Here is a 26,438-nt window from a genome sequence, read left to right as displayed (position 1 = left end):
GCCAATGGACATTATGATTTTTAAATATTTAAACTTCATTTGAAAAAAGGACTCATGATTTTAATCAATATTTCGGGCATCTGACAAGGTTTTCCTGTATTTCTATTTACAAAAACCAATACAGTATATCCTTTATGAATTAATTTGTCTTCTTTAAAAACCTCATATTCATATCGTATCCTAGTATCAGGAAACTTAGGAATAGATAATTTTATAGTCAATTCATCATCGTACCGGGCAGGCCGTAAATACTTGGAATAATTCTCCAATACAGGCATAATCACGCCCTCCTCTTCAATTTCTCTATAAGATAATCCTAAGCTACGGATAGATTCTGCCCTTGCGACTTCAAAATAAGTGGCATAGTTTCCATAATAAACATAGCCCATTTGGTCGGTTTCAGCATAGCGAACCCTTAATTTGTGTTCAAATTGATACATAAATTATTTGTAAATATTTGAGCGATTTAAAGCATTTTGATAGGCTCTTGCATTATTATTATGCTGCCTTAAATTAGTTGCAAAAGCATGGTATCCTGAAAAATCAGGTTTAGCACAGAAATATATATAATTGTGTTCATCAGGATTTAAAACTGCATCTATTGATTCAATTTCTGGAAGATTTATTGGCCCAGGAGGTAAGCCTTTGTATCTATATAAATTATAGGGCGAATCTACATCCTTATGAACATTCAACACTCTTTTAATGGTAAAATCCCCTACCGCATAAACCAAAGCCGGATCTGCCTGCAAACGCATATTCCTCTCTAATCTATTCAAATACACTTCTGCAATTTTAGGTCTTTCATCTGATTGCACACTCTCCGCTTGCACTATAGATGCCAAAGCACTCACTTCTGTTGGAGACAATCCTAGAGCTACTGCCTTTCGCTTTCTTTCATCAGTCCAAAACTTTTGATATTCTGCATACATCTTATCAAATAATCTCTGTTCAGAAATGGTATAATACACCTCATAGGTATTAGGAATAAACATACTTAATATATTCTCCTGAGTAAAACCATAAGCACTTATTAATGAATCATTATTCAATAAAGCTAAAAACTCAACCGAATCTGCCTGTAAATTATCCGTGATTTTTCCAGCCAAATCAGGTTTTAGTCTAACATTATTAAAAGTTGTGGTAGTAGGTATTTGTTCTCCAGCTCTCAGCATTCTAATCGCTTGAAGGTTGGTCATGTCCTTTTTCATCAGATAAAGACCTGGCTTCATGTTCTCTTGGTAATCCAAAAGCTTTGCTACAAAACTGAAGGACAGCATATCGTTTACTATGCCTCTATCGTAAACAATATCCTGTAAATCTTGAAAATTCATGTCCTCTTCTATCAAGATCATCTCATCCCCTTTTTCTACCAAAATATTTTCAGAGAAAAAGACTTGATAAAAATAGAAAACGAAGGAGGTTATAAGGATAGAAAACACTATCACAAAACCTATTAGAAATTTATTTCTTTTCATATACTTTGCTATTGACCTAAATTAAAATGCAAATTTAAGGATTTTGTTTGGGCTTGAACTATTCTATTTAATTTCAAATTGATTAATATTGTGTATGGCAGCTGAATTTATCAAATTATTCGAAGAAAATCCTGACCCGAGGAAAATCCAACAGATTATAGACATTTTAAAAGATGGGGGAGTTATAATTTATCCTACTGATACTATTTATGGTTTGGGTTGCGATTTGACCAACCGAAAAGCCATAGATAAACTTTGCTGGGTAAAAGGAATTAAGCCTGGAAAAATCAATCTATCCTTTATCTGTGAAGACATGAGTCATATTTCGGATTATGTGAAAAATCTTTCCACCCCAACTTTTAAGTTGATGAAGAAAAATTTACCTGGCCCTTTTACATTTATATTACCAGCTAATAGTAATGTACCGAAAATCGTCAATGCCAATAAAAAAACGGTTGGGATCAGAATTCCAAACAATAATATACCTCTTGCAATCGTAAAAGCCTTAGGAAACCCCCTTATCACCACTTCCATTAAAGATGATGACGATATAGTGGAATACCCAACTGACCCAGAGGAAATCTATGAATCTTTCAAAAACTTAGTGGATGTCGTAATCGATGGCGGATACGGCCATAATAATCCTTCTACCGTAATAGATTGCACCAAAGAGCCTGCAGAAATTCTAAGAGAAGGATTAGGTGAAATCATTTTATAATTTTCTGAGGAATTAATTTTAAATGCAGAAATCCATTTTAATAGAATTACAATATTTACCCTCCGTAGCATTTTTTTCAAGTCTAGTGGAAAAAGAGGAATTGATTTTGGAGGCGAATGAGTTTTTTGAAAAGCAAACTTATCGAAATAGGTGCCATCTATTATCTTCCCAGCAAATTGAGGTTTTAACTGTACCTCTTCAGGGAGCTAATAAAAAGATAAAATCAAAAGACATAAAAATAGACAACAGCCAAAATTGGAATAAGAAACATTGGAGAAGTATTCAAACTTGCTACGGTAAATCACCCTATTTTGAATTTTTTGCAGATGAATTCCAACCTATTTATGAAAAGGACTATCTTTATTTATGGGATCTGAATTTAGACTTACTGACAATCTGTCTTAAAATCACAGGCCAAAAAATAAAAATTACCGAAAGCGGCAGCTATGAAAAAAAGGTTTCTGGAAACGTTATGGATGCCAGGTCGTTAATACACCCTAAAAAACCTGAATTTTTAGCCCAATTATTCAAACCTAAAGACTACAACCAGAGTTTTGGCAACAATTTTGAACCGAACTTAAGTGTTATAGATTTGTTGATGAATGAAGGGCCGAATACAAAAACTGTCATTCGGCAGTCAAATATTAAATAAATTAAACCTTAGGTTTTTTATTTAGTTTTTATAATAGTTACATTTAAATATGCCTTTGAGCATTAAGTTAGAATATCGAGCAGTAAGCATATGGAAGCAAAATTTTCAAACAGAGTTAAAGAGGTAATTTCTTTGAGCCGTGAAGAGGCGCTTAGATTAGGCCACGACTATATTGGTACAGAGCACTTACTATTAGGAATGGTAAGAGAAGGAGAAGGCGTAGCAATCAGTCTCTTGAAAAAGCTTGGCGTTTCGCTCGATGAACTTCGAGGGGAATTAGAACGAAGTACAAGGGGAACTGCTACAAATAACGTAAAAAATCTAGCCAATATACCGCTAACAAAGCAATCCGAAAAAGTATTGAAAATTACTTATTTGGAAGCTAAAATTTTTAAAAGTCAACTTATCGGAACTGAGCATTTATTATTATCCATTTTAAGAGATGAAGATAATATCGCTTCTCAAGTTATGGAGAAATTTGATGTGAATTACGATGTTATAAAAGAGCTTTTAGAATATCAAACTCAAAATCCTATGGCATCTTCTGATACTGAAGATAGTGATGAGGATTCTGGAAAAATATTCGGAAGTGGCTCAAGAGAAACAAGTAGTGGAGGATCAGGTGGATCTAAAACTAGCGAAAAATCTAAAACACCTGTTTTGGATAATTTTGGCCGCGATTTGACCAAAATGGCTGAGGAAGATAAGTTAGATCCTATAGTAGGTCGTGAAAAAGAAATTGAGCGTGTAGCCCAAATCTTATCAAGAAGAAAGAAAAATAATCCGATCTTAATAGGTGAACCAGGTGTTGGTAAAACTGCCATAGCCGAAGGTTTAGCTTTAAGGATTGTTCAAAGAAAAGTTTCTAGGGTTCTTTTTGGTAAAAGAGTGGTAACCTTGGATTTGGCTTCATTAGTAGCTGGAACAAAATATAGAGGTCAGTTCGAAGAAAGAATGAAAGCCGTGATGAATGAGCTGGAGAAATCTCCGAATGTGATCTTATTCATTGATGAGTTGCACACCATAGTGGGTGCAGGTGGTGCTTCAGGTTCTTTGGATGCCAGTAATATGTTCAAACCGGCATTAGCCAGAGGAGAAATTCAATGTATTGGTGCTACAACATTAGATGAGTATCGACAATATATTGAAAAAGATGGTGCATTAGCCAGACGTTTCCAAATGGTAATGGTAGATGCTACCACTCCTGAAGAAACAAGGGAGATACTAATGAACATCAAAGATAAATACGAAGAGCATCATAATGTTAATTTTACAGATGAAGCGATTGAATCTTGCGTGAGATTAAGTGATCGATATATCTCTGATAGATTTTTACCTGATAAAGCCATTGATGTAATGGATGAAGCAGGAGCAAGAGTTCACTTGAATAATATTCATGTCCCTGATGCTATTGTAAAATTAGAAGCTTCCATAGAGGACATCAAAAAAGAAAAAAATCAAGTTGTTAGAAGTCAGAAATATGAGGAAGCGGCTCGACTTAGAGATACTGAGAAAAAGCTGATTGATGAGCTTGAAACTGAGAAAAGAAAATGGGAGGAAGACACCAAAGCTAAGCGATATACAGTAAGCGAAGACAATGTTGCAGAAGTAATTGCGATGATGACGGGTGTTCCAACCAAGCGAGTGGCTCAAAACGAAAGTGTAAAGCTTAAAGGAATGGGCGATGATTTGAAAAAGCAAGTCATCGGCCAAGATGAAGCGATTGGAAAATTATCTAAAGCCATTCAGAGGACAAGAATTGGTTTAAAAGATCCGAAAAAACCGATTGGTTCATTCGTTTTCTTAGGTCCAACTGGTGTAGGTAAAACTGAGTTAGCTAAAGTTCTTTCTACTTATTTATTCGATAAGGAAGATGCTCTTATCAGAATTGATATGAGTGAATACATGGAGAAATTTTCCGTATCGAGATTAGTCGGAGCACCTCCAGGCTATGTAGGTTACGAAGAAGGTGGTCAGCTTACTGAGAAAGTGAGAAGAAAGCCTTATTCCGTAGTCCTTTTGGATGAGATTGAAAAAGCTCACCCAGATGTATTCAACTTATTGTTGCAAGTATTAGATGACGGTATTTTAACTGATGGACTCGGAAGAAGAGTAGACTTTAGAAATACAATCATTATTATGACTTCTAACATTGGAGTTCGTGACTTGAAAGATTTTGGAGCTGGAATTGGTTTCTCAAATAGCGCCAAAGAAGATAATTCAAATGAGGTAATGAAATCCACTATTCAAAATGCACTGAAAAAAGCATTCAGTCCTGAGTTTTTGAATAGGCTGGATGATGTAATCGTATTTAATCATCTTGAAAGAGAACATTTACACAAAATCATTGACATCTCATTGAAGAAAGTCTTTGACAGAATGTTGTCTTTAGGTTATGATATTGATTTAACGGATGCAGCTAAAGATTTCTTATCCAAGAAAGGTTATGATCAGCAATATGGTGCAAGGCCATTGAACAGAGCCATCCAAAAATATCTGGAAGACTTGGTTGCGGAAGAGATCTTAAACGAAAGTATAAAAATTGGTGACTCCATCATAGCTGATCATGATGGTAAAGCAGAAACACTCTTTATCAAATCGAAGAAAAAAAAGAAAGAAGATAAGAAAAGTAAGAAAGACCAAGATAAAGAGGACACTAACCAAGAAAACAAAAAAGAGGCTGATTAATCAGCCTCTTTTTTTGTAAATCATATTTCTACTTCCTTTTTTTTGTGCGTTCCCGACTTAATGTGCGGGACAGGCTATTCCTTTGAAGAAAGGAATCTATCCATTTTAATCTCTGATTAAAATATACACTAGACTATCAACCAATATTCCTTTAATCCAGCCAAAACTTACATCTGTAAATCACTTTATCCATCCTTGCATTAGTCAAATTGATACCTCATATATTGAATTTAAACGATAATATATTGAGTTATTTTGAAATACGAGTGTTTTAGACGAGTTTTACAGTACAAAAAATCATCAAATCATGCATACGACCTCTGTAAACAAAGCCAATATCATCGATAAATTCAACCATCAAATCGAATTAAGCGAAACTGCTGTTAATGAATGGAAAATAGGAATTGCTTCTTTAGAGAGAGTTTCTAGGCTAGAAATTCAGGAAGAGATATCTTATCAAATGTGCGACATGGATACGGCAAAGGAAATTTTGTTTCATTTCATTGCACAAGGTGTGCAGACTTGTAAGATGAGCAAATCAAATTTTAACGGGATTTATCTTTACAGGTAATTACCCACCTAGGCTAAAGCTTCGGTGGATATTAGCTGTAAGGGGAGGATTCGAACCTCCAAGGAACAGTTAGGCTACAGTTTCCACGATAAACTGTTATACAAATTATCGTGAAATGTCTGCGCTTTTTCCCAAACCTCCACCCCCGAGACAGGAGGGCATGTTTGCCAATTCCATCACCTTACAATATTTACCAAAATCCTCATCCATATCAGACCATTTATCTAAAGGATGTTACTCCTTGCTAAATCTACAAGAAGATTAATTTGTTCTCTTTGCGAAAACTTTGCGCCTCAGCGACTTTGCGAGACATTTTAAGCGTCTTTAGACGCCTGCGGACAACCTTTTAAATAATATAAAGAAATCCAGCTTTTGCTGTAAGGGGAGGATTCGAACCTCCAAGGAGCAGTTAGGCTACAGTTTCCACGATAAACTGTTATACAAATTATCGTGAAATGCCTGCGCTTTTTCCCAAACCTCCACCCCCGAGATAGGAGGGCATGTTTGCCAATTCCATCACCTTACAAGGTAAATGACATCTTAAAAAGCCCCTTGTCAAAATAACTCAGAGCTTTCCAATTATCCATTGTTTCAATCTTTACAAACCTCTTGTTTGCCATTTTTTGTAAACTCTAGCTGTAAGGGGAGGATTCGAACCTCCAAGGAGCAGTTAGGCTACAGTTTCCACGATAAACTACAACTAAGAAAATTATCGTGGGATACCTTCGCTTTATCCCAAATTCTCCACCCCCGAGATAGGAGGGCATGTTTGCCAATTCCATCACCTTACAATATATAATCTTCTCCCTTTTTTTTTATAAATCAATATCAATTACTTGATGAAACATCTATAAAATGCAACCCCAACATTAAGCGAAGCTTAATAAGCGGGTGGGAAGACAAAACAGCGGGCCAGCGATAGCAATTGCGCTGTAGCATTGTTTTGTCTTGATTTTTTGATTCTTTTTAATCAAGTAAAAAGAATAACCACTATTTGCTGTAAGGGAAGGATTCGAACCTTCAAGGAGCAGTTAGGCTACAGTTTCCACGATAAACTGTTATACAAATTATCGTGAAATGTCCGCGCTTTTTCCCAAACCTCCACCCCCGAGACAGGAGGGCATGTTTGCCAATTCCATCACCTTACAAGGTTTCCCAACCGTAGCTTTAGCGTAGGTTGGTTTAATCATCGTTTCAATATCTATACCCACCTTTGCTATAGCTTCGGTGGGTGAGGCACTTTTTGCCTTTCTGAAATTTCAAAGGTAATAAAAACATCAATACGTTAAATATTATTTAATATTATTTGAAAATAAATACAGTATTCGTAATTTTAAAGGATATTATTTGACTATTCAATAAATTAATACTTTAAAACCTATGGAAAATTATCAACTTGATAATACCGATTTAGCCATATTAAACATCTTGATGCAGGATGCACGCAGACCTTTCACCGAAGTAGCAGAAGAAGTCTTTGTTTCGCCTGGAACTGTGCATGTTAGAATGCGAAAAATGGAAAAATTAGGCTTAATTAAAAACTCTCAATTACAAGTGGATTTATCTAAATTAGGTTTGGATGTGACCGCTTTCTTGGGAGTATATTTGCAAAAAAGCTCTTTATATGATGATGTGGTATCGGCTTTAAAAGCCATTCCCGAAATAGTGGACTGCCATTATACCACGGGAGCCTACTCTATGTTTGTGAAAATAGTTTGCAGAGATACTAATCACTTAAAAAATATATTGCACGACTTTATTCAGCCCATAGAAGGAATTGAAAGAACGGAGACTTTTATATCTTTGGAGGAAAGTATAAATAGACAAGTTCAACTTAATAGGAAATAAATGCTCAATTATATCATCTGGAACCCCGATGGAACATTAATAGATTTTGGCTTTTACCAATTAAGATGGTATTCAGTACTCTTCGGATTAGGCTTTGTTTTAGGCTATCAGTTTGTAAAATGGCGTTTTAACAGAGATAATGTCAATATAAAATTACTCGATAATCTAGCAGTTTATCTAGTAGTGGGAACAATCATCGGTGCTCGATTAGGGCATTGCATTTTCTACGATTGGGATTACTATCAAAATCATTTATTGGAAATTCTACTTCCTTTCAGCTTTTCTCCTTCATTTGAATTTATTGGTTATCGTGGATTGGCTAGCCATGGTGGTGGTGTGGGAGTCATAATTGCTCTTTTAATTTTTGCATGGCGAGAAAAAATCTCAAAACTTTGGATTTTAGATACCATCGCTTTAGTAATTCCTTTAGCTGCAGTTTGTATTCGCTTAGGTAATTTAATGAACTCAGAAATTTATGGAAATCCTACTAATGTGAGCTGGGCTTTTATTTTCACTAGCATAGACAATATTCCACGACATCCCGCACAATTATATGAAGCCCTCTCCTATTTAGTAATATTCGGAATTCTATTTTGGTTAGACAAAAAACAAAAATTTCAAAAAGGATTTATATTAGGATTAATGCTGGTTCTAATGTTCACAGCAAGATTTTTTATAGAATTCGTAAAAGCAGACCAGTCTGCATTCGAAGCCAATATGGCTCTTAATATGGGGCAATGGCTAAGTATTCCTTATGTTATTTTAGGATTAGTATTTATTTGGTTTGGGGTGAAGAGGAGATATTAATTCTACTTGGCACACGCGACACGCATGCGCCAGCGGAGTAAGCAATTCATAAATACCATATACTGCCTGTTTATGGCTCCATAGGAGCCTAATTATGGTAACTTTAAACTATAGACATTTCCAAAGCTCCGTAGGAGCGACCTTATTGCCTAAAAAGTTTCAATAAAATCATAGTCTTCTTTTTTAAAAGTCATGTTTAAATGAGACTCTCATTGAGAACTTGGGGCTAATTCATATCTCATAAGGTCGTTCCTCTGGAACTTATGGTAAATAGTGAAGAATATCCGAAAGTTAGCGCACGCGTGTCGCGTGTGCTTAGGTAGACTTGCAATACGTACTTAAAACTCAATACCATTCCAAAATAAATCTTTCCCAAAACCAAACAATCCTCTATGCTATTTTGTAAATTAGCAGGTTATAAATTTAGAGAATGAGTTTAACGAAAGAAGCAGATCATAAAGTCAAAAATACAACCACAGCCAGTCAGGAAGAATACATTGAAGTAATTGGCGCCAGGGAGCATAATCTTAAAAATATAGATATTTCAATTCCTCGTGATAAGCTTGTTGTTGTGACTGGAATTAGCGGCAGTGGCAAATCAAGTTTAGCTTTTGACACCATTTATGCGGAAGGGCAAAGACGCTATATGGAAAGTTTTTCTGCCTATGCCCGCTCTTTCATCGGCAATATGGAGCGACCTGATGTAGATAAAATCAACGGACTCTCTCCTGTTATTTCGATTGAACAAAAAACAACCTCTAAAAACCCACGCTCAACGGTTGGGACTCTTACCGAAATTTATGATTTTTTGCGGGTGCTTTATGCCCGTGCAGGTGAAGCCGTTTCTTACAAAACAGGTAAGAAAATGCAGCGCCAAACGGAAGATCAAATTATCGGGCATTTAATCAGTGAATTTCCTGATGCTAAATTGAGCATATTAGCACCAGTGGTAAAAGGTAGAAAAGGACATTACCGAGAGCTCTTCCAGCAGATACGGAAAATGGGCTTTACAAAAGCTCGTGTGGATGGTGTGATTCTGGAAATTGATGCCCGCATGCAGGTAGATCGATACAAAACACATGATATTGAGATTGTAGTGGATAGGATTGTAGTCAGTGAAAAAGACAAATACCGCATCACTCAATCGGTGAAAACTGCCTTAAAGCACGGAAATGGCATCATGATGGTGCGAGATACGGATGGAAACATTCAACATTTCTCTCAAAACCTGATGGATCCAGAAACAGGTTTAGCTTATGATGAACCAGCTCCCAATAGTTTCTCTTTTAATTCTCCTTATGGCGCTTGCCCAACTTGCAAAGGCTTGGGAGAATTAGAAAACATTACCAAAGAAACCGTAATCCCAAATCCGAAATTGAGTATTAGCAGAGGTGGAATCGCACCTTTGGGTGAATACCGAGACATCTGGATTTTTAAGAAAATAGATGCATTACTGAAAAATACTGATGTAAATCTGACTACACCTATCGAAAAATTTCCAGAGGAAGTTTTAGATATATTGCTTTATGGCAGCAAGATGAAAGTAGAAGTCAGTTCCAAAAAATACCCAGGCACGCAATGGAGTACTAGTTTCGAAGGCATTATCAAATTTTTGCAGAAACAACAGGAAAGCGGTACTGATAAAATGCGGGATTGGCTTGAAGAATATACAGTTATTCAACTATGCCCCGATTGTAATGGTCAGCGATTGAAGAAAGAATCACTTCACTTTCTGATTGACGGAAAAAACATCTCCGAATTGGCGCTAATGAGCATAAGCAAATTAGGAGAATGGTTTGAAGATATTGAAAAAAGACTTTCTGATAAGCAAAACCTAATTGGAGCTGAAGTTTTAAAAGAAATCCGGAAGCGAGTAGGTTTTATGCTGGATGTTGGATTGGATTATTTATCACTCGACCGTCCACTTAAAACCCTTTCAGGTGGAGAAGCTCAAAGAATTAGATTGGCAACACAAATCGGGACTCAGCTGGTAGGCGTTCTCTATATTCTGGATGAACCGAGTATTGGACTTCATCAAAGAGACAATACTAAACTCATTTCTGCTTTAAAAGACTTAAGAGATTTAGGTAATACTGTGATGGTAGTCGAGCACGATAAAGATATGATGTTGGCTTCTGATTTTATTTTGGATATTGGACCTGGCGCAGGCAGACATGGCGGAAAAATTGTAGCTGCAGGAACTCCAGAAGAATTTTTAAAGCAAGGAAGTAAGACTGCGAAATATTTAACTGGGGATTTAAAAATTGAAATCCCTAAAGAAAGAAGAAAAGGCAATGGCAAGAAACTTCAACTAAAAGGAGCTAAAGGTAATAATCTACAAAATGTAAATGTTGATTTTCCTTTGGGTACCATGATGTGTGTGACAGGTGTTTCAGGAAGCGGAAAATCTACCTTAATACACGATACGCTATACCCTATTCTTAATCAGAAATTCTATCGTTCCAAAAAAGACCCCATGGAACATCAATCCATTAAAGGTTTGGAGCATTTGGATAAAGTGATTGAAGTGGATCAATCTCCAATTGGCAGAACTCCAAGATCTAATCCAGCAACTTATACGGGAGTTTTTACAGACATCAGGGCTTTGTTTAGCAATTTGCCTGAAGCTAAAATAAGAGGCTATAAGCCAGGTAGATTCTCATTCAATGTGAAAGGCGGAAGATGCGAAACTTGCGAAGGAGCTGGCATGAAATTGATTGAAATGGACTTCTTGCCAGATGTTCACGTTCCTTGCGAGACTTGCAAAGGCAAAAGATACAATAGAGAAACGCTGGAAGTTCGCTTTAAAGGAAAATCAATTTCAGATGTTTTGGATATGACCGTTGAACAAGCGGTTGATTTTTTTACTAATCAGCCTAAAATTTTAAGGAAAATTCAAACCCTTTCAGAAGTTGGATTAGGCTACATCACTTTAGGACAACATGCCACTACACTTTCCGGTGGTGAGGCGCAAAGAGTGAAATTAGCAACGGAATTATCGAAAAAGGATACTGGAAACACATTCTACATCTTAGATGAACCAACTACTGGACTTCACTTTCAAGACATTGAACATCTGCTAGAAGTTTTACAAAAATTGGTGGATAAAGGAAATACTGTTTTAGTGATAGAACACAATATGGACGTCATAAAAGTAGCAGACTATATCATCGACTTAGGACCTGAGGGTGGTACAGGTGGTGGTTCAATTGTATTTACGGGAACGCCTGAAAAATTGATCAAAATAGAAAATAGTTATACGGGAAAGTTCTTGAAAGCTGAATTGATGGAGTGAAATTCTAACTGCCGTTCCTTTTAGCTAGTTATTCTATTTATCGGTCAGACGGTGGAAAACCGTCAGACCGAAGGATCAGTCTTTGTGTTTTTAAAAGCTAATAATATTGCTGGATATAAACTTCACGAAATTGAATTGAAACCTATGATTTTTTCAATGTCCTCAGCATAATTTTTTATATATTGGCTGAATGAATATGGATGAAGTATCACTTAACTTCAATAGTGAAGGTTTATTGCTGTTAAATTTTTTGCTGGGCTTTATCATGTTTGGCGTGGCGCTGGACTTGAAGGTAGAGGATTTCAAACGGGTATTACTCAATCCTAAAGCATCAATTATAGGATTGGTATCACAATGGGTGGTTTTGCCTATTATTACCTTAATATTGATTTTTATTTTTGAACCTCGACCAAGCATGGCGCTGGGAATGATATTAGTCGCCTGCTGCCCAGGTGGAAATATCAGTAACTTCATCAGCAAACTGGCAGGAGGAAATGCAGCCTTATCAGTAAGTTTAACAGCTATGACGACATCTGCAGCTATTTTCATGACACCCTTAAGTTTTGCTTTTTGGTCATCCTTTGTTAGCAGCACCGAAGGATTAAAAAGTAGCATATCTTTGAATATTTGGGATATGTTCTCCACAATAATCTATCTGATAGTTATACCAGTTATCTTAGGCGTAAGCTTTGCAAAATATAAACCTACAATAGCACAAAAAATCAGAAAACCAGTTAATATACTATCAATCGTGATATTTGCAGCCTTTGTGGTAATTGCATTCATGAAAAATGCCAACTACTTCTTAGAATACATTCATGTCATTTTTGTGATCGTCTTAATCCATAATGGATTAGCCTTCTTAAGTGGCTATTGGATGGCAAAATTGGGTGGATTGGAGGAAAGCGAGCGTAAAGCCATTTCCATAGAAACAGGTATCCAAAATTCTGGCTTAGGATTAGTTTTAATATTTAACTTCTTCGATGGAATTGGCGGAATGGCCATCATTGCCGGATGGTGGGGTATTTGGCATATCGTTGCCGGATTGATTTTAGCATTTATTTGGTCAGGTAAGAAGGTGTTTGCTTAGTAATTAAAGCTCCTCATAATCCACATATTCACCACCTTTGAAATTCCCACCGGTTCTTTTCCCTTTCTGATTGGGAACGTGGTCAATATTAATCCCATCTTTAGTGGTTCTACCCTTGTTGTTTTGCTTATATTGTCTTTCCTGAGCTGCTTTGTAAGTTCGCCCTAAAAACAACCTAAACAGAAATCCTCCTATTTTGAAAATAAGATATCCTACCAAAAAAAGGATTAATAAAAATTTAAACATAATATTTGTTCCTTATGGCTTATGCCAAAATTTATTTCTTACTATACAAAATAACAAATTCCCACTACTAAAGTTTCAAATTTAGCAGTAGGAATTTGTCATTCTATATTTACTACCTACTCAAGTAAAGGTTTCGTTCTGAAACAATTTTAAGGAAATAATCATCCATCAAATCATCAATGAAATAGATGGATTCACCAGTTGATTTCATCTCTGGGCCTAATTCCTTGTTTACATTCGGGAATTTATTGAATGAGAAAACAGGTTCTTTAATTGCATAACCCTTTTTAACAGGATTAAAATTGAAATCTTTCACTTTTTTCTCGCCCAACATCACCTTAGTGGCATAATTTACATAAGGCTCTTGGTAAGCTTTGCAAATGAATGGCACCGTTCTGGATGCTCTTGGATTTGCCTCGATGATGTAAACAATATCATTTTTGATGGCAAATTGTATATTGATCAAGCCCTTAGTTTCTAGCGCTAAAGCAATCTTTTTAGTGTAAGTTTCGATTTGAGTTAATACAAAATCTCCCAAATTATAAGGCGGCAAAACTGCATAAGAATCTCCAGAGTGAATTCCAGCAGGCTCAACATGCTGCATCACACCTATAATGTAAACATCTTCGCCATCACAAATGGCATCCGCCTCTGCTTCAATCGCTCCATCTAAGAAATGATCCAATAAGACTTTATTACCAGGAATATCTCTAAGAACATCTACCACATGCTCTTCCAATTCTCTCTCATTAATCACAATTTTCATTCCCTGACCACCTAATACGTAAGAAGGTCTAACCAACATTGGGAATCCGATATCCTTAGAAACTTCTAATGCATTATCCGCATCTTCCACTACCGTAAATTTCGGATAAGGAATGTCATTATCTGCCAATAATTTAGAGAATGAACCTCTGTCCTCAGCTAAATCTAAGGCTTCATAAGATGTACCGATGATATTAATACCATATCGGTTTAATTTTTCAGCCAATTTCAAGGCAGTTTGACCACCCAACTGAACGATTACACCTACTGGTTTTTCATGTAAAATGATATCATAAATATGTTCCCAGAAAACAGGCTCAAAATATAATTTATCGGCAGTATCGAAATCAGTAGATACTGTCTCAGGATTACAGTTAATCATGATAGTTTCATAACCGCATTCTTTTGCAGCCAACACACCATGCACGCAAGAGTAATCAAATTCAATTCCTTGACCGATTCGGTTTGGACCCGAACCTAAAATGATAACTTTCTTCTTGCCACTTTCTACTGACTCATTTTCCTCTTGGAAGGTAGAGTAGTAATAAGGAGTTTGCGCTTCAAATTCTGCGGCACAAGTATCTACCAATTTATATACTCGCTTGATGCCCATTTCGTGACGTTTCTTATAAACTTCACTTTCCAGGCAATGAACCAAGTGGGCAATTTGTCTGTCAGCATAGCCTTTCTGCTTCACTTCCATCATCAATTCCTTTGGAATAGTATCGATGGAATATTTCTCCACTTCTTTTTCCAACACCAAAAGCTCTTCGATTTGCTCCAAGAACCATTTATCTATTTTGGTCAGCTTTTGAATAGTTTTGAAAGGGATTCCTAACTTAAAGGCATCATAAATATGGAATAATCTGTTCCAACTCGGGTTTTCCAGGCTATATAATAATTCATCTTGCTTTTTAAGCTCCTTTCCATCAGCCCCTAATCCATTTCTTTTGATTTCGAGAGATTGACAAGCTTTTTGTAGGGCTTCCTGAAAATTTCTTCCAATTCCCATTGCTTCACCTACTGATTTCATGGAGAAACCTAATCTTCTATCAGAACCAGGGAATTTATCGAAATTCCAACGTGGAATTTTTACGATTACATAATCTAAAGAAGGCTCGAAATAGGCAGAAGTGGTTTTGGTAATTTGATTTTTTAACTCATGCAAATCATAACCGATAGCCAATTTAGCAGCTATTTTGGCTATTGGATAACCCGTTGCCTTAGAAGCCAAGGCAGAAGAACGAGAAACCCTTGGATTGATCTCAATTCCTATGATATCATCATTTTCAGGGTTTACCGCAAATTGTACATTACAACCACCAGCAAAATTTCCGATACCTTTAATCATTTTAATGGCCAAATTCCTCATTTCCTGATAAACAGTGTCAGGTAAGGTTTGAGCCGGTGCGACTGTGATTGAATCTCCAGTATGTACACCCATAGGATCAAAATTCTCTACAGAACAGATCACAATTACATTCCCTATATTATCTCTAAGGATTTCCAATTCGTATTCTTTCCATCCTAAAATACTTTGCTCAATCAATACCTCATGGATAGGAGAAGAATGCAAACCATCTTTTAGTGCATTATCAAACTCTGCAGGGTCTTTCACGATAGAACCTCCTAATCCTCCCAAAGTAAAAGAGGATCTAATTACTAATGGAAATCCAATTCTTTGAGCAATTTCTTTTCCTTGTAAAAAGGAAGTAGCCGTTTCGCCATCACAAACGCCAACGCCCAATTCTTTCATTTTTAAGCGGAAAAGCTCTCTGTTTTCAGTAGTGTCAATGGCATCTACATCCACTCCGAGCATCTTCACTTTATATTTATCCCATACACCAGCTTTATCGCATTCGATAGCAAGATTCAGAGCTGTTTGTCCACCCATAGTTGGTAAAACAGCATCGATGTCGTGCTTTTCTAAAATTTCAATGATTGATTTTTTAGTCAGCGGCTTTAAATAAATATTATCGGCTGTTACCTCGTCTGTCATAATGGTAGCAGGATTGGAATTGATGAGCGTTACTTCAATTCCTTCTTCTCGTAATGAACGAGAGGCTTGAGAACCTGAATAATCAAATTCGCAGGCTTGTCCAATAATGATAGGACCTGAACCGATGATGAGTACTGACTTAATACTGTTGTCTTTAGGCATGAGCTTTTTTATTTTTTTCGGGGCTAAATAAATTGGGCAAAATTAAGATGATAAATCCGAAATCGAAAGGAGATGGTCAATCAATCTTTTGATAAATTTTGCTTTCTACCATAGAATGGTAAAAAAGGGCATTTCTCTTGAAAATAAAATTATGCTTTTCGAAAAGTGAATTAAAATCAGCTAGTTTTTTCACATTTAAATTCGTTGTGATATTAAAAAACACATACATGATTTTAATCAATAATTTATGAGTGCTGCTTTTAGGATAAAAATCTGTTTGTATCCATTTACCATCTCTTTTTAATATGTTTTTAAGTTTAGGAAGAATTTCGTTCAGTTGACTATCATTAAAGCAATCCAACACAAAGGACGTGACAATTAAATCATATTTTTCATTAGTTACCCATTTTAAAATATCAGCTTGGATAAACTCCACTTTTGCTTCGGAATTTATCTTTTTTGCTTTTCTAATCATGGCTTCAGAAAGTTCAAGGTATTTTATTTGATGGGTTGAACTAAAATTCCGTAAAATTTTCCCCGTGCCTCCTCCTATTATAAGGACACTACTATTTGATGAAATTTGATTTAAAAAATGATTGCTAGCTTTCTCAAGCTGCTTACCAAAAACTAAAATTTTCAAAAAATCATATAATGACGAAATTCGATTAAAATCAGCCATCAATCAATATGATTTCAATTATGGGAAGTACGAAAACTATATCGCCTATAACTCGATACCATTCTTCTTGTCTTAAAACCACCTCTTTACTTAGCACCATAGCCAAAACTGAAGCCATTAAAATAAACATGGCTTGATAATCCAGCAGCTCTTCTGCTTTGAAGAATAAGAAAGATGAAGACCAAATTACGACAAAAGAAAATAGCAAAAATAAAATAACTCTTCTCGAAAAATCAGCCCCTTTAACTGTAGCAAAAGAATTAAAACCCAGTTTTTTATCCACCTTATATTCAATCATATTAAAGAGAATAAGATTGATGCTTGCCAGTATAAATAATTGGATCCAGAAATAAATTAAAATGGGAGGTATACTTTGAATGTAGGCAAAAGTGGGTAGACATATCCCTGTAGCATAAACAAGTGCAATAAACCATTCCTTTCCCCAATAAACTTTTTTTCTTATAAAATGGACAAAAATGAGGTAGCAAAATACTGCAAAACCTAAAGCAAGCCCATATCCGATCAAAAAGGGTTTAAGAGTTTGTAACACAAAAATTAACACCATAGAAACTATGGCTATTAAACCAAAAATGTAGGGAGCATTCTTATAATGAATGATATGTCTAAATAAAGCATCTTTGGATTTTATCTTTCTGGCATCAAGTAAATGATCAATGGTGTAGATGATCCAAACCGTCAAGCCTAATGCCAGAATAGCAGCAAAAGGTATGTCTGCATTAAAGTAATTACCAATCCACCGGGCACTAATTACAGCACCTGCCACAACATCCAAACTAAAGGCCCTTATGTATTGATAAAACTTAGTAAACATCAATGTAAAAGTAGAATAAATCTAAGATTTAATACATTTAATCGAGTTAAATCTGATTTTCAACGAAAAAAAAGGCGATTATGTTTCCATAATCGCCTCGAATACTTTTCGAATATTGCTTAGATTTTCTCTTTAATTCTAGCAGATTTACCCATTCTACCTCTTAGGTAGTATAGTTTAGCTCTTCTTACTGAACCTCTTCTCACTACTTCGATTTTATCGATAGCTGGAGAGATTAAAGGGAAAATTCTTTCAACACCAATACCACTAGATACTTTTCTTACAGTGAAAGTAACAGAGTTACCAGAACCCCTTTTTTGGATTACAGCACCTTGGTATTGCTGAATACGCTCCTTATTTCCTTCTTTAATTTTCACGTGAACATTCACAGTATCACCTGCCTTAAAATCAGGAAATTTACTTACTGCTTCGTGATATTCTTTTTCAATTTCTTTGATCAAATCGCTCATGGCTCTTTCTTTTTTCCGATAATGGTTTCGGTACTTGCCCGAAAAATGGAGTGCAAATATAAGGATAATTTTATTCTTTGCATCCCTAAACTTTATTTTTTTATTCTTTTTTCAATAAATCTGGTCTTCGCTCCTCTGTTCTTTTCACTGCCTGCTCAAATCTCCACTTTTCTATATTGGCGGCATGGCCTGACAATAAAACATCAGGCACTTTTAAGCCTTTAAATTCGGCTGGTCGACTATAAACAGGTGGCGCTAACAACCCATCTTGATAAGAATCTGTTAAAGCAGAAGTTTCGTCAGACAGTACACCTGGCAATAACCTGATGATGGCATCTGTCACTACTGCTGCTGCTAACTCCCCTCCAGAAATCACATAATCTCCTATGCTTATTTCTTTGGTTATATAATGTTGACGAACTCTTTCATCCACTCCTTTATAATGCCCGCAAAGAATCAATAGATTTCCTTTCAGTGCTAATTGATTTGCTAAAGTTTGCGTAAACTGCTCACCATCCGGGCTCATATAAATCACTTCATCATAAGTTCTTTGTGATTTTAAATCATCAATAGCTGCTGCTATAGGTTCTATCTGCAAAACCATGCCAGCACCGCCACCATAAGCATAATCATCAATACTTCTTTGCTTATGCTTAGAATAAGTTCTTAAATCATGAACATGAATCTCAACTAGCTCTTTTTCCTGAGCTCGCTTTAAGATACTGTCAGAAAACGGACCTTCTAGAAGCTTTGGTAAACATGTGATAATATCAATCCTCATCTTGTTTATCTTCTTCCTCCATATACAATTCCAACAAGCCTACTGGTAAGCTTACTTTTAAAATCGCTTTATTTCTATCCACATTCAAAACAACATCATCATTAATTGGAATAAGCACTTCTTTACCTTTATAGTCCATGCCAATCAAGTCTTGATGTCCTGCTTCAAAGACTTCTTTCACTACCCCCAACATACCTTTTTCAGTATCTTCAACTTGAAATCCATTTATTTCATGAAAATAAAATTGATTTCCTGTTAATTCTGGTAATTCCGTCAAGGGCAAATGTAAAGTACAGCCTCTTATAGCTAAAGCAGCATCCTTATCATCAACATCTTCAAACTTTAACAGAGCCTCTTTATGCTTAAGTTGGATATGCTCAATAAAAAAAGGAACCAGCTTTCCGTTTTGCAACAAGAATACTGATTCCATTTCTTGATAATCTTCCGGATAGTCAGTATCCAGAGAAATATATAATTCTCCTTTTAAACCATGAGGCTTTAGTACCATACCTAATTGAAAGCATTGGTCAAGCTTCATGGCTGAAGAATATTAATCTTCTTTCTTTTCTTCTTCAGATTTCTCCTCAGATGCTTCAGCTTTTGGAGCTTCTTCAGTAGATGCTTCCTCTGCAGGAGCTTCTTCTTTTGCCTCCTCTTCAGCAGGTGCTTCTTCCTCAGCAGGAGCTTCTGCAGCTTTGGCGGCAGCCTCAGCTTCTTCTTGACGCTTCTTAATAGCTTCAGCTCTAGCTTCATTCACTTTAGACTCAGCTTCTAATCTAGCTTTCTTATCAGCTGCTGCTTTATCTGCTAATGATTTTTCTTTTCCTTTAATCGTAGCTTCTTTGTCTTTCATCCATGCTTCCAATTTCTTATCAGCATCTTCTTGAGACATGGCACCTTTAATCACACCAATTTGTAAGTGTTTCTTATAAAGTAAGCCACGGTATGATAACATAGCTCGAACCGTATCGGTTGGCTGGGCACCATTCATTAACCACTGAAAAGCCTTATCGTTGTCCAACTCAATAGCTGCAACTGGCGTATTTGGGTTATAAGTACCAATTTTTTCAATAAAGCGACCATCACGTGGTGCACGGGCATCGGCTACGACTACATCGTACATTGCCATTTTTTTTCGACCTCTACGGGCCAATCTGATTTTTACTGCCATTTCTTATTTTAGTTTTAGCAATCACGAGGGATCACGTCCCTCTTTTATTTAGTTCGCAAAGGTAATGAAAAAAGATTGTAATTGTAAATAGCTTATGAATTTTAAATATAGCCTACTTCAAATTGAGCCAATTATTGATAAAATGGAATTTCAATGTGAAATTTAGTACCTACAAATTTTTCAGATTCCATCTTTATAGAGCCTTTAAGCTTCTCTACCGTTTCTAAAATAATATAAAGCCCTAAGCCAGAGCCAGTACTTCTTTCTGTTGCTCTATAAAACATTTTAAAAACCTCTTCCTGCTCATTCTGAGCAATTCCAATTCCATTATCTTCAATTAAAATTATTGCTTTCTCAGCATTGGAATCTACTTTAATTTTCAAATAAGGTTGATCCTTTGAATCATCATAATATTTCAGCGCATTTGATATTAAATTTCTGAAAATTACGGCTATTCTTCTTTTGTCACTATTAAAAACACCTTTTTGAATAATATCAACTTCCTTTTTAACCTTATCATCAGTATCCAAAAAAGATAATTCATCAATTATACTTTGAGTGATATGCTTAAAATCTACTTCATCACAAACAACCTCTTTACGCTCATTACTTGAAAAATCTATGATTTCTGAAATAAAGTCATCTAATCTTTTCACGCTCTTCTCCATCTTATTCAAATAATCAAATGAATTCTCTGGGTCTGTTCGAGATAAATTTATCAGACCTAACAAGGAAGCTAATGGGGATCTCAAATCATGAGATGCACTGTAGACAAATCCGTCAAGTTCACTATTAACCTTAATGAGCTTTTTATTCATTTGTTGAATACCACTGACACGCCATTTGTAAATAGCATAAATCAAAAAGAAAATAATCAATGCCAATAACAAATAGAACCAAAAAGTTTCATGAAATGCCGGCTTTACCTCAAAATGAAATTTAGCAGGATTTTGAGTCCATAAGCCATGATTATTAGTCGCATACAACAAAAACGTATACTCTCCAGGTGGCAGGTTGGTATACTCAGCAGACCTTATTCCTGAGACTTCAGTAAATTCAGAATCGAAGCCCTCTAGCTTATATTTAAATCTAGTAACATTTGGAGCTAAAAAACTTAAAGCAGTATAATTAAATTTAAATCTATTGACTTTTGAATTTAATTCAATATTAGTTTGATTTTCATAAGTGCTGTCTTGTGTTTTTAAATTTTCTATATAAACATTTGGAAGCTTAGTATTTGTATTCATTTTATCTGGGGAAATAATACTAATCCCACCAAGTGTAGGAACAAATAAGTTCCCGTCTTTTGACTTTAAAGAACGAACTGCACCTGTACATTCGTCATCGTACATACCATCGGCTTCTGTAATTAGTCGTGATTTTACTTTGTGATTAGGGTTTTTTAAGAACAATTCAATCTCTTCTTTCTTGACACTGATCACACCTCTATTAGTTGTCAACCATACATCTCCATTATTGTCCTCAAGCCAATCAAAAATACTTAAACTAGTATAGCTTCTGGCAAATTTCAATTCTTGAGATATTTCCCTATTTAAATAAAAAATACCCGCAGTAGTTACTGCCCAAAAAGAATCAGGATTACAGACATGAGTATTAAAAACAATGATCCCTTGATCATTATTAGTTAAGGATATATTATTAATCTGCCCAGCAGAATTTAAAATAGCTACCCCTCCACTATGTGTCCCTAAATACAAATTCCCTTCTTTATCTTCTTCTATACTTAGAATAAAATCTGCTTTTAAACCATTATTTCGATTATAAACCTTTACAACTTCCTCATTTTGAATTTTTATTAATCCGCCCGATCGACTCGCTACCCATATATTACCTTTCTCATCTTCCAAAATCCTTCTCAAATCAAGAGAAGGTAATCCATCAGATAATCCATATAATTTCTCTTCTGTTCCTCTTTTTCTAATCAATCCTTTATAACTAGCAATCCATACAGTCCCATTTTTCTGTTCATATACATCTCTTATACCAGTTGGTTTTATAGTATTATTTATTTCATATGGTTTAATTTGATTAGAATCCAAAATGAAAATATTGCCGTCATCACAGCCAATAAAGAAACCTTCTCCATTCTTTCTTTCAGTCACTATATTAATGTTGTCGTTCTCTAGCCCATCAAAAAGATTGTAATTTATAATACCTGTTTCCTTAAGCTGCACCATACCATTTTTACCTGTAGCCAACCAATAGCTACCTTCAGAATCAAGCGTTATATCATTGATTCTAGTCATATCAATATACCCTGATGACGAAATAAATTCTGTGGTATTATTTACTAAATTAATTCTCCCCAGACCATTATCAGAACCTACCCACAAAAATTGATTTGAATGAAGGAGTGCATTTACGGACTCCCCTTCCATAAAACTAATAGTCCTTAAAGTATCATTAAAAAGAAAGTTCATTCCTGATTGGGTCCCAGCAATTATAGTATCACCAACTTGAGAAATTACGTTAACTATATTACTATTTAGTCCATTTTCAATAGTATAGTTAGTTTTTACTTTATGGTTTTCTATTACAAATAGCCCATTTCCTTCAGTCCCTACAAATAATTCATTGCTTTTTGATTCATATATTGCCAAGATGTTACTAGCTTCTAATATTTCATTTTGAAATTTAACAATACTATCTCCTGAAAATAAGAACAAGCCTTCATTCACAGATCCAATCCACATATCTCCTCTTCGGTCTATTAAAACATCCTCAACAGAAGAAGGCATATCACCATTTTCAGCATTAAGCTGATAGAAGCCATCTAACTCATTATACTTAACGAGACCACTACTTTGAGAAGAAAAATAAAGGGTATGATCAGTAGGGCTGTGATAGATATTTCTAAAACCACTACTTCTTAAAAAGGGTATTTCATTTTGACCAAAAGTAACTGTTTTGTATCCATCAAATTTTTGTATCCCGTTATAAGTCGTTAACCAGATATAGCCTGAATGCGATTGCATAACACTAGTTACATTATTAGCAACTAAACCTGCAGACTTTGCCGACCATTCTGTAGCCATTAAACGCTTAAGAGGTACATAATTTTTATCTGAAGACTGGGAATAAATCAAACATACAGAATTCAAAAACAAGAAAACCGTAAAACAATATTTTCGAAAGTTAGTCCCAATCATGTCCTGAAATTAAAAAAACAGAATTTATACGAATAATGAAATGATTCTTTAAAAATTACAAAAAATATCTGATTAAACAAACATTTTTAAATTTCACCTCAACATCCATAATTTTTCAATATCCTCAACAAATGAAGATTCATAGCGTTAGAACAAGCTAAATACTTGACAACCTTTTCAAATTGTTTAATCGCTTATGCAATTTCAATAGTATTTTAGAAGTGATTATATTTGCTTATCGAAAAATAAAACAATTCCATAATGGATAAATACACATATATTGCTAACGCCCATGGCAACTACATAGAGGAACTTTACCAATCTTATAAAAAAGACCCCCAATCAGTTGATGATTCTTGGCAAAAATTCTTTGAAGGATTTGAGTTTTCACAAAAGGATTTTGGCGGAAATGGACAAGCATCTGAAACAAGAGTTTCTTCAAAGGAAACTCAGGTTCGTAATCTAATCCAAGCTTACAGAATGCGTGGTCATTTGAAATCAAAGACAAACCCTGTAAGAGACAGAAGACCCCATGACGCCAGAATTAGTCTGGAAGAATTTGGATTAAAGCAGGAAGATTTGAAAGAAGAATTCTCTATTGGTCAAGAAATTGGTCTTGGAAAAGCAAGCCTTAAAAGCATAATTGAAGCTTTAGACAAAATTTATATCGGTTCCATAGGGTTTGAATATATGCACATCCGTGACCCTAAAATCGTGGATTGGTTTACAGATAAAGCGGAGAGTTCTAAAGGCGACTATCAGCCAAAATTAGATGAGAAAAAAAGAGTACTCTCTAAATTGAATGAAGCGGTAGTATTTGAAAACTTCCTTCACACAAAATTTTTAGGACAAAAAAGATTCTCACTTGAGGGTGGTGAAAACACTATCCCATTTCTAGACAAAGTGATTAATCGCTCTTCTGAATTAGGCACTAAAGAAGTAGTGATCGGCATGGCTCATCGTGGGAGGCTAAATGTTTTAGCCAACATCATGAATAAAACTTATGAGCAAATATTCTCTGAGTTTGAGGGAAGCACTGATCCTGATTTAACCATGGGAGATGGTGATGTAAAATATCATATGGGTTATTCAAGCTATTTGGAAACATCAAATGGTGAAAAATCTTATGTTAAATTAACTCCTAACCCTTCTCACCTTGAGGCAGTAAATTCTGTAGTATTAGGCTATACCAAAGCACAAATTGATGATGAATACGGTGAAGATGTTAATGCAGCATTACCAATCCTAATTCATGGAGATGCTGCAGTAGCAGGACAAGGAATTGTCTATGAAACCACTCAAATGTCTTTGCTTGAGGGCTATTCAACAGGAGGAACAATTCATTTCGTTATCAACAATCAAGTTGGTTTTACTACTGATTATGATGATGCTCGCTCTTCGATATACTGTACAGACATAGCCAAAATGATAGATGCTCCTGTTTTGCACGTGAATGGTGATGATGCAGAAGCAGTAAATTTTGCCGCAAATTTAGCGGTAGAATACAGACATAAATTTCAAAAAGATATTTTCATTGATTTGCTCTGCTACAGAAGACATGGTCATAATGAAAGTGATGAACCTAAGTTCACTCAACCTAAACTTTATAACAAAATTGCTAAGCACCCTAATCCTAGAGAGGTTTATGTCAAAAAACTGACAGAGAGAGGTGACTTGGACAACGATTCTGTTAAAAAACTTGAGAAGGATTTCAAAAAGCAACTTCAGGATAGGCTAAATGAAGTAAAACAAAAACCACTACCGTATAAGCCTCAAAAAATTGAGGAAGAATGGGAGCAATTGAGAAGAGCTAAATCAGAAGACTTTATAGAGTCACCTGACACTTCAATTTCCCAAGAATTGGTAGACAAAATAGGAAAAGCTTTAACTACTTTACCTAAAGGGTTTAAGCCATTAAAACAAATAGATAAACTCTTAAAGGAGCGTAAGAAAAATTTCTTTGATGAGAAAATGCTCAATTGGGCAGATGCTGAATTACTTTCTTACGGATCATTACTTGCAGATGGTAATATTGTTAGAATGTCTGGCCAAGATGTAAAAAGAGGAACTTTCTCGCATAGGCACTCTTACCTTTTTGATGCAGAAACTAATGAGCCTTATTGTAATCTGGATCATATTGAGGAAAATCAAAAGCAGAATTTCAAAATATACAATTCATTATTATCTGAATTTGGTGTTTTAGGATTCGAATATGGATATGCCATGGCTACTCCAAGTGCTTTGGTAATCTGGGAAGCACAATTTGGCGATTTCGCCAACGGAGCACAGGTTATGATTGACCAATTTATTACCTCAGCTGAAAGTAAATGGCAAAGAATGAACGGATTGGTAATGTTACTACCACACGGTTATGAAGGTCAAGGCCCTGAGCACTCAAATGCCAGACCCGAAAGATTTCTGCAATTAGCGGCTGAAGAGAATTTGGTAGTGACCAATATCACAACGCCTGCTAACTTATTTCATATGTTTAGAAGACAAGTAAAGTGGGAGTTTAGAAAGCCACTAGTCCAATTTGCCCCTAAATCATTACTACGTCATCCAAAAGTAATTTCTCCTATAAAAGAATTCACTGAAGGTAAATTCAGAGAAATATATGAAGATGACTATGTGACTAATAAAAACGTAAAAAGAGTACTGTTGTGTACTGGTAAGGTCTATTATGATTTACTTGAAAAACAACAAAACGACAAAAGAAAGGATGTTGCAATTATTAGGATTGAACAATTACACCCTTTCCCGATGACCCAAATAGATAATGCATTGAAAAAATTCAAAGATCCTGAAATATTTTGGGTACAAGAAGAACCTTCAAACATGGGCTATTGGACTTATATGCTTAGAACTATAGCTAATAAAGCAGGTTTACAATTGATATCAAGAAAATCAAGTGCATCACCGGCCACTGGTTATGCTAAAGTACATAAAGCAGAACAAGAAGCATTAGTTGAAAAAGCATTTGACACAAAGAAATAAAATTTTTTAAGACAGAATTCAG

20 protein-coding genes are annotated in these 26,438 nt (G+C 35.4%); 9 read left to right on the top strand and 11 right to left on the bottom strand.

Features of this window, described 5'->3' with window-relative positions; translation table 11 throughout:
• Positions 1 to 35: 35 nt before the first annotated feature.
• Positions 36 to 440 carry an acyl-CoA thioesterase gene (locus ABWH96_RS04870; RefSeq protein WP_375580372.1) on the bottom strand — a complete coding sequence of 135 codons (405 nt, stop codon included), beginning with the start codon at positions 438 to 440 and terminating at the stop codon, positions 36 to 38.
• Positions 441 to 443: 3 nt separating this feature from the next.
• Complete coding sequence (gene mltG / locus ABWH96_RS04865) at positions 444 to 1,478, bottom strand: endolytic transglycosylase MltG (RefSeq protein ID WP_375580371.1); 1,035 nt, start codon at positions 1,476 to 1,478, stop codon at positions 444 to 446.
• Between the two features lie 94 nt (positions 1,479 to 1,572).
• Here mltG and ABWH96_RS04860 point away from each other — a divergent pair, with 94 nt between their 5' ends.
• From ABWH96_RS04860 to ABWH96_RS04825, 8 genes are all read left to right on the top strand, one after another.
• Positions 1,573 to 2,196, top strand: a complete 624-nt coding sequence (locus ABWH96_RS04860; RefSeq protein WP_375580370.1) for an L-threonylcarbamoyladenylate synthase — start codon at positions 1,573 to 1,575, stop codon at positions 2,194 to 2,196.
• Between the two features lie 22 nt (positions 2,197 to 2,218).
• Positions 2,219 to 2,848: a WbqC family protein gene (locus ABWH96_RS04855; RefSeq protein WP_375580369.1), complete on the top strand. Its 630-nt coding sequence runs from the start codon at positions 2,219 to 2,221 to the stop codon at positions 2,846 to 2,848.
• 90 nt (positions 2,849 to 2,938) lie between these two features.
• Positions 2,939 to 5,536 carry an ATP-dependent Clp protease ATP-binding subunit gene (locus tag ABWH96_RS04850; protein ID WP_375580368.1) on the top strand — a complete coding sequence of 866 codons (2,598 nt, stop codon included), beginning with the start codon at positions 2,939 to 2,941 and terminating at the stop codon, positions 5,534 to 5,536.
• Between the two features lie 307 nt (positions 5,537 to 5,843).
• A complete protein-coding gene (locus ABWH96_RS04845) occupies positions 5,844 to 6,107 on the top strand; it encodes a hypothetical protein (RefSeq protein WP_375580367.1) in 264 nt (87 codons plus the stop codon).
• Positions 6,108 to 7,487: 1,380 nt separating this feature from the next.
• On the top strand, positions 7,488 to 7,955 hold the full coding sequence (locus ABWH96_RS04840) for an Lrp/AsnC ligand binding domain-containing protein (protein ID WP_308350900.1): 468 nt from the start codon (positions 7,488 to 7,490) through the stop codon (positions 7,953 to 7,955).
• The gene (gene lgt / locus ABWH96_RS04835; protein WP_375580366.1) at positions 7,956 to 8,762 is read left to right on the top strand and encodes a prolipoprotein diacylglyceryl transferase; all 807 of its coding nucleotides are present in this window, start codon (positions 7,956 to 7,958) and stop codon (positions 8,760 to 8,762) included. It begins immediately after the preceding gene.
• A 430-nt stretch (positions 8,763 to 9,192) separates the two neighbouring features.
• The gene (gene uvrA, locus ABWH96_RS04830) at positions 9,193 to 12,057 is read left to right on the top strand and encodes an excinuclease ABC subunit UvrA (RefSeq protein WP_375580365.1); all 2,865 of its coding nucleotides are present in this window, start codon (positions 9,193 to 9,195) and stop codon (positions 12,055 to 12,057) included.
• A gap of 196 nt (positions 12,058 to 12,253) precedes the next feature.
• A complete protein-coding gene (locus tag ABWH96_RS04825; protein WP_375580364.1) occupies positions 12,254 to 13,147 on the top strand; it encodes a bile acid:sodium symporter family protein in 894 nt (297 codons plus the stop codon).
• Between the two features lie 3 nt (positions 13,148 to 13,150).
• On the opposite strand, the gene ABWH96_RS04820 is transcribed toward ABWH96_RS04825, so the two are convergent.
• The 9 genes from ABWH96_RS04820 to ABWH96_RS04780 form a co-directional block, all read right to left on the bottom strand.
• Positions 13,151 to 13,393: a hypothetical protein gene (locus ABWH96_RS04820; protein ID WP_013453857.1), complete on the bottom strand. Its 243-nt coding sequence runs from the start codon at positions 13,391 to 13,393 to the stop codon at positions 13,151 to 13,153.
• Positions 13,394 to 13,505: 112 nt separating this feature from the next.
• Entirely contained in the window at positions 13,506 to 16,319 is a 2,814-nt protein-coding gene (gene carB / locus ABWH96_RS04815) for a carbamoyl-phosphate synthase large subunit (protein WP_375580363.1), read from the bottom strand.
• 76 nt (positions 16,320 to 16,395) lie between these two features.
• Positions 16,396 to 16,998 (bottom strand): class I SAM-dependent methyltransferase, encoded by a 603-nt coding sequence (locus tag ABWH96_RS04810; protein WP_375580362.1) that lies wholly within the window; start codon positions 16,996 to 16,998, stop codon positions 16,396 to 16,398.
• Positions 16,991 to 17,830, bottom strand: a complete 840-nt coding sequence (locus ABWH96_RS04805) for a UbiA family prenyltransferase (RefSeq protein ID WP_375580361.1) — start codon at positions 17,828 to 17,830, stop codon at positions 16,991 to 16,993. The genes ABWH96_RS04810 and ABWH96_RS04805 overlap by 8 nt, the downstream gene beginning before the upstream one ends.
• A 119-nt stretch (positions 17,831 to 17,949) precedes the next feature.
• The gene (gene rplS / locus ABWH96_RS04800; RefSeq protein WP_375580360.1) at positions 17,950 to 18,300 is read right to left on the bottom strand and encodes a 50S ribosomal protein L19; all 351 of its coding nucleotides are present in this window, start codon (positions 18,298 to 18,300) and stop codon (positions 17,950 to 17,952) included.
• A gap of 100 nt (positions 18,301 to 18,400) precedes the next feature.
• Complete coding sequence (gene trmD / locus ABWH96_RS04795; RefSeq protein ID WP_375580359.1) at positions 18,401 to 19,081, bottom strand: tRNA (guanosine(37)-N1)-methyltransferase TrmD; 681 nt, start codon at positions 19,079 to 19,081, stop codon at positions 18,401 to 18,403.
• Positions 19,071 to 19,619, bottom strand: a complete 549-nt coding sequence (gene rimM / locus ABWH96_RS04790; RefSeq protein WP_375580358.1) for a ribosome maturation factor RimM — start codon at positions 19,617 to 19,619, stop codon at positions 19,071 to 19,073. Before rimM ends, trmD begins: the two co-directional genes overlap by 11 nt.
• A gap of 12 nt (positions 19,620 to 19,631) precedes the next feature.
• Entirely contained in the window at positions 19,632 to 20,252 is a 621-nt protein-coding gene (locus ABWH96_RS04785; RefSeq protein WP_375580357.1) for a 30S ribosomal protein S16, read from the bottom strand.
• Between the two features lie 131 nt (positions 20,253 to 20,383).
• A complete protein-coding gene (locus ABWH96_RS04780) occupies positions 20,384 to 23,359 on the bottom strand; it encodes a two-component regulator propeller domain-containing protein (RefSeq protein ID WP_375580356.1) in 2,976 nt (991 codons plus the stop codon).
• Between the two features lie 324 nt (positions 23,360 to 23,683).
• Here ABWH96_RS04780 and ABWH96_RS04775 point away from each other — a divergent pair, with 324 nt between their 5' ends.
• The gene (locus tag ABWH96_RS04775; protein WP_375580355.1) at positions 23,684 to 26,416 is read left to right on the top strand and encodes a 2-oxoglutarate dehydrogenase E1 component; all 2,733 of its coding nucleotides are present in this window, start codon (positions 23,684 to 23,686) and stop codon (positions 26,414 to 26,416) included.
• Positions 26,417 to 26,438: the final 22 nt, after the last annotated feature.

The organism is Marivirga tractuosa, assembly GCF_042140215.1.
In the GTDB taxonomy this organism is placed as follows: Bacteria; Bacteroidota; Bacteroidia; order Cytophagales; family Cyclobacteriaceae; genus Marivirga; species Marivirga tractuosa_A.
This window is presented reverse-complemented; position numbering and strand designations above follow the sequence as displayed.

Bases quoted from the DNA above. Each gene is read 5' to 3' on its own strand.
- ABWH96_RS04805 (WP_375580361.1), bottom strand. From the start codon at position 17,830: ATGTTTACTAAGTTTTATCAATACATAAGGGCCTTTAGTTTGGATGTT.
- rimM (WP_375580358.1), bottom strand. From the start codon at position 19,619: ATGAAGCTTGACCAATGCTTTCAATTAGGTATGGTACTAAAGCCTCAT.
- trmD (WP_375580359.1), bottom strand. From the start codon at position 19,081: ATGAGGATTGATATTATCACATGTTTACCAAAGCTTCTAGAAGGTCCG.
- lgt (WP_375580366.1), top strand. From the start codon at position 7,956: ATGCTCAATTATATCATCTGGAACCCCGATGGAACATTAATAGATTTT.
- ABWH96_RS04870 (WP_375580372.1), bottom strand. From the start codon at position 440: ATGTATCAATTTGAACACAAATTAAGGGTTCGCTATGCTGAAACCGAC.
- ABWH96_RS04810 (WP_375580362.1), bottom strand. From the start codon at position 16,998: ATGGCTGATTTTAATCGAATTTCGTCATTATATGATTTTTTGAAAATT.
- ABWH96_RS04845 (WP_375580367.1), top strand. From the start codon at position 5,844: ATGCATACGACCTCTGTAAACAAAGCCAATATCATCGATAAATTCAAC.
- ABWH96_RS04850 (WP_375580368.1), top strand. From the start codon at position 2,939: ATGGAAGCAAAATTTTCAAACAGAGTTAAAGAGGTAATTTCTTTGAGC.
- ABWH96_RS04785 (WP_375580357.1), bottom strand. From the start codon at position 20,252: ATGGCAGTAAAAATCAGATTGGCCCGTAGAGGTCGAAAAAAAATGGCA.
- ABWH96_RS04860 (WP_375580370.1), top strand. From the start codon at position 1,573: ATGGCAGCTGAATTTATCAAATTATTCGAAGAAAATCCTGACCCGAGG.
- ABWH96_RS04825 (WP_375580364.1), top strand. From the start codon at position 12,254: ATGGATGAAGTATCACTTAACTTCAATAGTGAAGGTTTATTGCTGTTA.
- ABWH96_RS04820 (WP_013453857.1), bottom strand. From the start codon at position 13,393: ATGTTTAAATTTTTATTAATCCTTTTTTTGGTAGGATATCTTATTTTC.
- ABWH96_RS04775 (WP_375580355.1), top strand. From the start codon at position 23,684: ATGGATAAATACACATATATTGCTAACGCCCATGGCAACTACATAGAG.
- mltG (WP_375580371.1), bottom strand. From the start codon at position 1,478: ATGAAAAGAAATAAATTTCTAATAGGTTTTGTGATAGTGTTTTCTATC.
- rplS (WP_375580360.1), bottom strand. From the start codon at position 18,300: ATGAGCGATTTGATCAAAGAAATTGAAAAAGAATATCACGAAGCAGTA.
- ABWH96_RS04840 (WP_308350900.1), top strand. From the start codon at position 7,488: ATGGAAAATTATCAACTTGATAATACCGATTTAGCCATATTAAACATC.
- uvrA (WP_375580365.1), top strand. From the start codon at position 9,193: ATGAGTTTAACGAAAGAAGCAGATCATAAAGTCAAAAATACAACCACA.
- carB (WP_375580363.1), bottom strand. From the start codon at position 16,319: ATGCCTAAAGACAACAGTATTAAGTCAGTACTCATCATCGGTTCAGGT.
- ABWH96_RS04855 (WP_375580369.1), top strand. From the start codon at position 2,219: ATGCAGAAATCCATTTTAATAGAATTACAATATTTACCCTCCGTAGCA.